We start from the raw sequence: 8,560 nt of genomic DNA on the forward strand, positions 1-8,560 counted from the left end.
GGCTGCGCAAATGGCTAACATCAATTTCGTCTTCATAACGTACTCCTACATGGGTGCCAAGCATGCACGCTGCGGAATGGCGCGTCGGTGCGCCACCACACCCATTGCGACTTTGGAACTCGCCAGAACCACTGAACTGAACAATGGCAGCGTCAGAAACAGGATGCGTTCGTTGGCGTACAGACGATAAAGCACATCCAAGAAAAGTCGCTTAGGCGCTGAACGACGGCGCATGACATTGACCATCAGTGCCTCGGTGCGAAAGCGCACCCACTGACATTCTTCCGGTGTCTATACTTCTTGCAGGATCACGCCATCTTGCTGGTAGGGGGTATCCATAGTTACCCGACGTGGTTCAGATCCACGCGCCATAGATGCGTAACGGTGACGTCGATGTTGTTGTCGAGTAAGCGGTGCGACCGTGTCAATGATGATGTGTCCGCTGGCCATCACTGAACTGCTTATCGTAGTCGGTGATGAGCGATTGATAGCATGTGCAGGAGGCCTTTTCGAGTCCTCGACGATTGAGTACCGTAATTTCTCCCCTACGATAATCAATGAGTTTCCTTAGCTGTAGCGCACCCGCGGCGATGGTGACGCCGCTTCGCCGTACGCCAAGCATGCCCGCAAGAAACTGGTGGGTGAGATGAAAGGTATCCGTGGACGACCGATCATGCGTCATAAGTAACCAGCGGGCTAGGCGCGGCTCGATTTCGTGAAAGTGCGAGCACGCGGCCATTTGTGGCAATTGCCGCATGATGACGTAGAGATATCGATTCAGTGTCTGCAGAAATTGCGGACATTCGATCAATTCGTGCTTTAGATCCGCTGCTTTCATCCGAAGCACCTGGCCAGAGCCCTGGACGATGGCACGCATAGGCGCTGCGGACACGCCCAGAACCAGCGTCTCCCCCACCATGCCCTCGTTTCCTATCAACGCCACTTCGAGCGGCCTAAGGTCATCCAGAAACGTCATTTGCGATATGAACCCGTCAAGCGGGAAGTAAACGTGACGAATGGCTTGACCTGCCTCGAACAGGATGTCACCGAAGGTCAGTTCCACGACATCGCAACGTTCAAGCACTCTTGCCTGCTCTTTCGCTGGAAGACCATCGATCAGCCTGTTTACAACACGCTTTGCGCTTCTTGTTTTCAAAACGGTTGCCCTTCTGCAAGAAATATTCATGTCGAATAAGAGATCAGCAGCGTGCCATCTCTTGAGACAGTCTAGGTTCTTGCGCAATAACGCTCTGTTCGCTTAGGCACGCAGATCGATATTATTTGCGTATCGTGCGTCGGCGACGTCGTATGCGGCGGCTACAACGTATGGCGATTGGAAGCTATCGAAGCCTGGTTGAGCCTGTCGTATTTGCTTGGGCGCAAATAGATATTCTGGCTGGTTGAGATGGCGTTCCACCTCATAAGGGCATCCCTGCCCACCTTAGGGCAATCCTTCCCATGAGGGCGTCCTAGTCGAGGAATTATTTCCCTATCACGCACCTGGAGCATCACCCCCGTCGATCTCTATTTCCGTGCGCCATCGAACACACGACACACGATTGTGTATCTACATACTTATAAGTGAATCTCCGCCATTGACAGCCGCCACAGCACGCTGCACATCGATTTCCAAAGCCTCTCCGTTGTCGGGCCACATATCAGGATGCTCGACGGCCGGTATTCCATTGTGTCGAACAATCGACTGAGCACCACCATCATCCAGCAGCCGACAGATGTTATCGGCCGGTAATTCACCGGTAAGTCGAATGGTCACTATCGAGTGGCCGAAAAGTTTGGGATTCGTAACATCGCCAGGCGATCGAAAACCCGAAGCGCGATGCGTTTTACCCGGCGCATCCTGGATTTCTCTCCTACCTTGGTGGCTTACGGTCGATATAACGGTTGTGGGCGCGCTTGAGCTTGCCGCTGAATTACCGACACTTTCGTCAACACTTAGAACGACTTGACTGCGCCGCAATCCACGCGCAACCAGCCTCTCCAGGGTGGCCATGCCTGCAAATTGCGTGTCGAACCTGGCAACAATGAGATCAGCCACTGTTCAATTCCTAAATATGTCCAAAAGCGGCAAAGGTGCTGTTTAACGGAGATAGCATCATTGTGCGTGCTATAAGTGCCAGTAGTCGGTACGGTTCCGTACACAAGTAAGCACTTGAAACGCCTGGAGACGTTGTTCCGGCTTCGAAGATGGAACGAACCTGGAGTAGATGACATCGCAGTAGATCAATTTGGAGACTGACATGCCTTTGGCTTCCGATCGACGGAAGAACCAACTATTGGCTGTGTTACCGGACCCAGAGTGGGAGCGCTGGGTACCACACCTGGAACCTGTCGACATGCCGCTTGGCAGAGTGCTCTACGAGTCTGGCAGCCGGGTGGACTACGTTTACTTCCCCACGACGTCCATCGTCTCGTTGCTCTACGTTATGGAGGATGGCGCCTCAGCCGAAATCGCTGTGGTTGGTCATGAGGGCATTGTCGGAATTTCGCTGTTCATGGGTGGTGCATCGACACCGAGCCGCGCCGTTGTGCAAAGCGCCGGCAAAGGCCTTCGGCTTCGGGCAGATATGGTGCTTGAGGAATTCAACCGCGGCGGTCACGTGTTGCATCTTTTGCTTCGTTACACCCAAGCGCTTATTACACAAATGTCGCAGACGGCTGCGTGCAATCGCCATCATTCATTGGATCAGCAACTCTGTCGTTGGCTGCTGCTGAGCCTCGATCGTTTGCATTCGAAGGAACTTGTGATGACGCAGGAGCTCATCGCCAACATGCTTGGTGTGCGTCGTGAGGGGGTTACCGAAGCGGCCGGTCACCTGCAAAGAGCCGGATTGATCGAGTATCGCCGCGGACATATCACTGTACTGGACCGCCCAGGTCTCGAGCGACGCACCTGCGAGTGCTACGCCGTCGTCAAGAAGGAATACGACCGCCTGCTTCCCATCGCACTAGCTCTTTGACGGTGAGTGCGGCAAGCGCGTCATTCTCTCGCTAAAGTGCCGCTTAAGCGGCTGACGCATAGGCATTCATCTCCCATCCTATGTGCTGTGACGTACAGAGGCGAGCAAGCCGAGTGCGTATGGTGGCCGGGTAGCACACTCTCCCAGTCCTGGGATGACGCTACGGAGATCCATCATGAAAATTAAAAATCACCATAAACCCGATGCCGTAAAGCATATCCAGGAGCAGAAGTCTGGCGCTGGTAAGCGCAATGACCAAAACTCCGCCAAGATAGACAAGGCGACCGACAAGGCGCTGAATCAACGCGATTCATCGGCAACCTTGGCCAAGGTTGCTCCAAGCCCCAGAAATCGTTGAAGGACAGTTAGGGACATTCCGACCCCGACACGGTTCATCGGAAAAAATCCCTCACATTCGTTTCCCTCCAGAAGCAAGGCTACTCACACCATCATCTTGATCCATGGTGCAACGTACCTATTGCTAATCATCTTGCAGTGACCAGGGCGACAACGCACATACCATGCATGCAACAGTAGTTGCGATGCGGGTACGTGTTGTCGACCGAGTGGGAAATGGGCGCACTGCTAGTGACCCGATAGCAGAACATCGTCTGCCTCGGTTCGATGAAAACTCATATCAAAATTTACCAATGGAGACACTTGATGAAACGCAGGAGCCTATTTTTTCTGATTGCGCTTGCCCTGGGCGGCACTGGCATCGTTCACGCTCAGAGCAACACCGCAGGCACCGCTGACAGCACGAATGACACCACCACGACCACTTACGACGATCGCTGGTACGTCGCGCCGATGGTTGGCTACGACCACGACGACACAAGCCGCAAGACGAATAAAAACCAAATCATCTATGGCATTGGCGTAGGCAAGTTTGTCTCACCCAATGTATCGGTCGATCTATTTGCGGATCGAACTGTACGCCGGGTCGACTACGGCCTGGGCGGTGGTCATTGGGCAAGCAACAATATCGGTGTCGACGTGCGCTATTACTTCCTCGACTGGAATGCATGGCGTCCATACTTGGTCGGCGGTGTGATGGCCAGCCAGCACATCGATCCGTTCAATCACGGCGTCGATCCCGCTGCAGAAGCTGGCGTGGGTCTTTCCAAGACGATCACCCAGAACATCGACATCCGCGGCGAAGTCAAATATCGCTACGACTGGGATGACAAGTCCTTCCCTCAACGCAACGGTTATGGCGACGCGATAGTCGACTTGGCGCTGGTCTTCCGCCTTGGTCCGCCACCTGCCCCGCCAGCACCGCCGGTTGCACCGCCGCCGCCGGCTACTCCGGACTGCTCCAAGCAATTCCGCAATGGCGTGAATCTGTGCGACAACAAGTGCCCGGATCTGCCGGAAGGCACGATCGTCGGTCCGGATGGCTGCCCGCAGAAGGTTGTGATCGATCTGAAGGGTGTCAACTTCAAGTTCGACCGTCCGAAGAAGAGCGAGACCAACATCGAGCCGACGCTGGCCGTGCCGAGCAGCGACTCGTTGGCAATCCTCGACCAGGCTGTGGATACGCTCAAGCGCTATCCGCAGGTGCACGTGACGGTGGCCGGTTACACCGACAGCGTGGGTACGGCCACGTACAACCAAGGCCTGTCGGAGCGTCGTGCGAAGATCGTGTACGACTACCTGACCTCGCACGGTATCGACGCAGGTCGTTTGGAAGGCCCCATCGGTCATGGCCTGAACGATCCGATCGACACCAACAAGACGGCCGAAGGCCGTGCGCGCAACCGTCGTACGGAACTGCAGGTTCAGCAGTAATCGAACGGCAAGCAACACGAAAAAGCCCGGCATATGCCGGGCTTTTTTTATCGGGTGTGCCTGAAATTTCGGTCCACTGGAACTTCTACAGATGAAGGCTTCCCGTTCCGAACAATCCGACAAGCCCGATGATGATCAGATAGAAGGCAACGATATAGTTCAACAGGCGCGGCACCATCAGAATAAGAATGCCGGCGATCAATGAGACTAGCGGCGTAAGGCTTAGGTTCAAATGCATGGCAATGCCCTCTCGTCAAAGGAAAAAGTGGTAAGCAGGAATCGTAGACATCACTGACTCAAGGATGGCGCAACGACGGCTGCATATCCTTCGAGGTGTAAGCGATTTTATCTTGATGGCGTGAGCGTATTGTGTCGGTGCGCTGGCGTACCCAGCACGCCAAACGCCGTATAGCTGCACGCGCTGATCAGGTAGCAATAACTCAAGGTTGTTGCCAGCGGTTAATGATTGAGTGTGCAGAGACTCTTTGGAAACGAGCCACTTAGCTCTGCATCAAGGTTGCAGATGCATACCGTCTTGAGCAAACACTATGGGACCCTTGTAGTGCGTGCGGATGGATGCCTCGACGCTGGCCTGCCGTTGATCGATTACAGGCGATAAGTGGCTGAGCAGCAGTTTTTTTGTTTCGCTATCGGCAGCTACCACGCCAATCGTCTTGGGTGGCGTGTGCAAGGTGTAGAGCACCGGCCGTGAACCCGGTGGATCGAGCACGACGCAATTGAAAACCAGCAGGTTGGTGTGTTGCGCAATGCGGCGCAGATTGTCGATGCCATTCGCATCGATATCGCCACTGAAGGTGATGCTTTGATGATGATAGTCGATGCGATAGATCACTGCGGGTGCGTCGCCGTGGTGACCCGCTATTGCGCTGATATCCAGGCCCTGCTCTGCATAAATGACCTTCGGTGTCTTCGGTGCATTTGTGGATGCATCGATATCCGTCGTGTTGATAGTCACGGGCTCGGCAAAGTCACGCAGATAGCTATACGCACCATCGGGCCCGAACAATAAATCGATAAAGTGGCTGGTCGATGGGAACGACGCTTCATCCCCTTCGCCATGATGCCCCGTGGGGCCAAAGACCCGGACATTGACCGGACCGTCACCTGAAACCGCGCGTGCTTTGAAAAAACCAGGCAACTCGCCGGTGTGATCGATATGCAAATGCGTAAGCAGCACGATATCGATGTTGGCTAATGAGAGCTTTGCCTCGCCGAGCCGCACAAATGTCCCCGGTCCGGCATCGATCAAGATGCGAGGCTTGCCATCGAGCAATACGACATATCCCGCACCGGCTCGCCCAGTCGCTCCAGGGCCGCCAGACCCTAGCACCACGAGCTCCAAGGGCGAGGCAACAGGCGCAGCGATGCAGCTTGTAGCAGCGAACACCGCAAGTGCAGCAAAAAGTGAGAGCTTGGACATAAGTGCCTCCGCCAATGTTTATGCACAGTACTGGCTTCGCATCGGAGACGGATAGCTAAAAAAAAGAAAATAACTGAACCATGTACCAGTATTGGGCGCTGATCTACTGCAGTACCTCTAAGAAACGCTCGCCAGCTTGTTGAAGCGAATCGTGTGGATGATCTTGGCAGTACTGACTTACGAATTTGATGATTTCAGGCGCAGAAGTGGTTCGCAAGCGCGGGTTAACAAGGCTTGCCCCGCTAATGAAGCCGGTCTCCCAAGACGCATACCGGAAAAAAAGGTTTTCCGACCATGGCTTCTTCATCTGAACAGGATCGTTACTCAATTTAGTCCATGTACCGCAGTCAGTCTGCGCGTCGCCGTATTGCCTGGCGTAAGGATCTGCGGCTTTAGCACCAGGTACGGCGCTCAACGCGATCAGCGCGGCACTCAAAAGAAAGCACAAACGCATAGTTATTTCCTCAATCATTTTGGGAACGTCGTCGTCCTCCTTATCCTAATTAAATTACGGTACCGAGTACCGTAATTAGGCGGACTGCTTTTTTAGAACGAACACCCTAGCCTCTCGCAGAATGGAAAATGGCCCCTCTCACCCTGGACCCCTTTTTCTCCCTGAATAAGGGAAGTGCAGTTAAGCGGAATGCAGAGATAAAACCATCTGCTTCCGCTAGCTTGCCGGTGCCCAGGCAATTGTTGACCGTATAAAGGGTGAGCAACCGGGCCTTTCTCTGATTCAGCCTTCTCGTCAATCAAAGAAAACATCTTGCTCCAGAATCACCCACAGTTCAGCGGGACACAGCAGTCGATCTTTCTTTAAGCGATATTCCACGGCGGCGGCTACAGCCTGACAGTTGGCCGGTGTGACCTCGCACAGATGTGAGCGCAAGAAATCGATGACAAAACGTTGGAGGTGCCACGGGAGACGATCGAATGGTGTATCGCCTTTTCGTAGCTGTGTTTGCCTGAGCAGTTTCCTTGCGGCAATGGCCATGCCCTACCCCTTAGCTCGTGACTAAAGAGATGCAAAAAATGTTCCGCCTAATGCTTTCAATTGCTTGGCGTCACGCTAACGTGTCCGCGGACATTTGGGCGGACAACGCGGACAATCGGGGCGGACATTGAAGGGGTTTTCGTAGGCGGTTTTCACCTCCCCTTTCATCCTCGATCAATGTGTCGGCGCGTGATCCATGAGCGTTTCTGCTTTGGCAACATCTTCCAATACATCATCGATCTGAAAGCTCAGGTCGCCGAAGAGTTGGCCGATCAGGCTGCGGCGGATGAAAAGTATGGTGTCGTGTTCGCCGTTGGATGTGGCGGTGCCGGCGAGTTGTGCCATCAGCAGTAGCTTGTCGCGAATCGTGCATAGCTCGTCGTAGTGATCGCGGGATAGGACAAAGCTTGCCGGGTGGAATAGCTCGTGGGGGTTTTTATTCATGGGCGTGTTCCATCGCTGTAGGTCGCGCCACGTATTGCGCGTGGCGCGAAGGGCTGCAGGAAAAATCCTGCACGTAGAAATGGGACTATCTGATTTCGTTTTCTACGTCTGCCCACTGTCGCTCGACGCCGTCCAGTATGAGCGGCGGTGAAGCAGGGCAAAAAGCGGCTTGGTGGGAGCACGCCTGTGCGTGCGTGCCGTATGATCGAGCATAACCATGATCAACTCTCACTCTAGTTGGTTGTGGCCAGCGGATCGTTTGGGCTGCAACCCGGACGATCCGCGCTACTTCACTCATGTCGGGCGTGTCGTGCTCATCAAAGCCGGATGGGCACGCCCGACGAAAACACCTTCGCATAAATGCGGCGCCATCATCTGTCAGGGGACGCGGATTGGTGTTGCCGGTAAAGCCGATTGTTGAGGCTGTGTGCGGCTGAAGTTTGCACGGCGCACTCAACGAGGCAAAGCGGCCTGCCGTGCTTGCAAGAAGCGGCGAACGTCTGGATCGCGCTCAAGGCCTATTGCGATGTCGTAGGCATCGTGGGCTTCGTTGTAAGCGTGGGTTCTCGCCAGTAGTGCTGCGCGGGCGGCCCAATAAGGCTGGTATTGGGCAAGCCGCCCATCGGCGGCAAGCGTGTTCACTATCTCTAGCGCGGCAGCTGGCCCTTTCCATTCTGCAATGGCCAGCGCACGGTTAAGCGCCACGACCGGCGAGCCGGAGAGCGTGAGTAATGCATCGTAGAGCTGCACTTCCGCGGTCCAGTCGGTGCGACCGGAACGGCGGCGTTCGACATGCGCGGACTGCAAGGCCGCTTCTAGTTGGTAGCGGCCTATGCGCCCAAGGGTGCTTGCGTAGCGCAGCAAGGCTTCAGCTTCTTCGATCATCGCTGCATTCCACAGCGAGACATCTTG

General features: G+C 54.7%; 10 protein-coding genes and 1 pseudogene. 3 read left to right on the top strand and 8 right to left on the bottom strand.

What is annotated here, in order from left to right:
• Nucleotides 1–424: 424 nt before the first annotated feature.
• Together VK725_RS05235 and VK725_RS05240 are read right to left on the bottom strand one after the other, a co-directional pair.
• Nucleotides 425–1,186 (bottom strand): Crp/Fnr family transcriptional regulator, encoded by a 762-nt coding sequence (locus tag VK725_RS05235; RefSeq protein ID WP_325317002.1) that lies wholly within the window; start codon nt 1,184–1,186, stop codon nt 425–427.
• A 381-nt stretch (nt 1,187–1,567) separates the two neighbouring features.
• Nucleotides 1,568–2,056: a hypothetical protein gene (locus VK725_RS05240; RefSeq protein WP_325317003.1), complete on the bottom strand. Its 489-nt coding sequence runs from the start codon at nt 2,054–2,056 to the stop codon at nt 1,568–1,570.
• A 202-nt stretch (nt 2,057–2,258) separates the two neighbouring features.
• On the opposite strand from VK725_RS05240, the gene VK725_RS05245 reads away from it, so the two are divergent.
• The 3 genes from VK725_RS05245 (at nt 2,259) to VK725_RS05255 (ending at nt 4,769) form a co-directional block, all read left to right on the top strand.
• Nucleotides 2,259–2,978 (top strand): Crp/Fnr family transcriptional regulator, encoded by a 720-nt coding sequence (locus tag VK725_RS05245; protein ID WP_325317004.1) that lies wholly within the window; start codon nt 2,259–2,261, stop codon nt 2,976–2,978.
• A gap of 175 nt (nt 2,979–3,153) precedes the next feature.
• Nucleotides 3,154–3,336 carry a hypothetical protein gene (locus VK725_RS05250; RefSeq protein WP_325317005.1) on the top strand — a complete coding sequence of 61 codons (183 nt, stop codon included), beginning with the start codon at nt 3,154–3,156 and terminating at the stop codon, nt 3,334–3,336.
• A gap of 305 nt (nt 3,337–3,641) precedes the next feature.
• On the top strand, nt 3,642–4,769 hold the full coding sequence (locus VK725_RS05255) for an OmpA family protein (protein WP_325317006.1): 1,128 nt from the start codon (nt 3,642–3,644) through the stop codon (nt 4,767–4,769).
• Between the two features lie 85 nt (nt 4,770–4,854).
• Here the strand turns inward: VK725_RS05255 and VK725_RS05260 are convergent, their stop codons facing one another.
• From VK725_RS05260 to VK725_RS05285, 6 genes and pseudogenes are all read right to left on the bottom strand, one after another.
• On the bottom strand, nt 4,855–5,007 hold the full coding sequence (locus VK725_RS05260; protein ID WP_325317007.1) for a DUF3096 domain-containing protein: 153 nt from the start codon (nt 5,005–5,007) through the stop codon (nt 4,855–4,857).
• Nucleotides 5,008–5,280: 273 nt separating this feature from the next.
• Nucleotides 5,281–6,210, bottom strand: coding sequence for an MBL fold metallo-hydrolase (locus VK725_RS05265; RefSeq protein ID WP_325317008.1), 930 nt, complete (start codon nt 6,208–6,210; stop codon nt 5,281–5,283).
• Nucleotides 6,211–6,313: 103 nt separating this feature from the next.
• Nucleotides 6,314–6,664, bottom strand: a complete 351-nt coding sequence (locus VK725_RS05270) for a hypothetical protein (RefSeq protein WP_325317009.1) — start codon at nt 6,662–6,664, stop codon at nt 6,314–6,316.
• 294 nt (nt 6,665–6,958) lie between these two features.
• Nucleotides 6,959–7,204 (bottom strand): hypothetical protein, encoded by a 246-nt coding sequence (locus VK725_RS05275; protein ID WP_325317010.1) that lies wholly within the window; start codon nt 7,202–7,204, stop codon nt 6,959–6,961.
• Nucleotides 7,205–7,378: 174 nt separating this feature from the next.
• Nucleotides 7,379–7,648: an XAC0095 family protein gene (locus tag VK725_RS05280; RefSeq protein WP_325317011.1), complete on the bottom strand. Its 270-nt coding sequence runs from the start codon at nt 7,646–7,648 to the stop codon at nt 7,379–7,381.
• Nucleotides 7,649–8,101: 453 nt separating this feature from the next.
• Nucleotides 8,102–8,560: pseudogene (locus tag VK725_RS05285) on the bottom strand (RNA polymerase subunit sigma-70); the annotation flags it as partial.

Origin of the sequence: Dyella sp., from assembly GCF_035486915.1 — a bacterium.
Classification (GTDB): Bacteria; Pseudomonadota; Gammaproteobacteria; order Xanthomonadales; family Rhodanobacteraceae; genus Dyella_B.